The organism is Roseovarius sp. YIN77 (assembly GCF_057219155.1).
This window is the reverse complement of record NZ_JBXVVI010000072.1, coordinates 1-506: the sequence shown is the minus strand read 5'-3', so window position 1 is coordinate 506 and position 506 is coordinate 1. Positions and strand designations below refer to the sequence as shown.

The following is a 506-nucleotide window of genomic DNA, read 5'->3' as shown; positions in this document are numbered from 1 at the left end:
ATGCAAAAATCCCGCCGTCCGCGGCTGGACCGCCTGTCGCATGCATGGCGCAAGGGGTGGTCATGGTGCAGGAAAAGCCAATCCCGCCTACAAGCATGGAATGAAGTCAAAGCAGTGGGTGGAGAAGCGAAAGGCGATGAGCGAAATTGCGAGAATCTTGAACTCAAAAAGACGCGCGGCGGAGGTATGATCCGCAAAATAATTATTCTAATTATTTGTATCTATTTAATTTAAAAATCAGATCACAAAAATGTACCTCAATTCATACCTCACAAGCGTGTGAATTATTACGTTGCGCCACTCGCTCCGTAGAGATTTCTACATCAGATTGCGGTTGTCTTAGCAGGCGTTGCTCTTTCATGCAGCTAACGACGGCTTTGAGCCGATTCTGTTGAAAAACACCGTGTTATGAGGGTGACTGATGCTTGGTTTTTGCGACCGCAAGCCTTTCTGTTTTCAGGCTTTTCGCGGATGCTGCGGTGCAGGAAAGATCTTGGCGAGTTTGC

Annotated in this window: 1 protein-coding gene; it reads left to right on the top strand. The window is 47.6% G+C overall.

Annotated features, from left to right (window positions below):
* Positions 1 to 234: hypothetical protein (locus AC2D8P_RS16680; protein WP_484704012.1), on the top strand; the 234-nt coding region annotated here is incomplete at its 5' end.
* Positions 235 to 506: the final 272 nt, after the last annotated feature.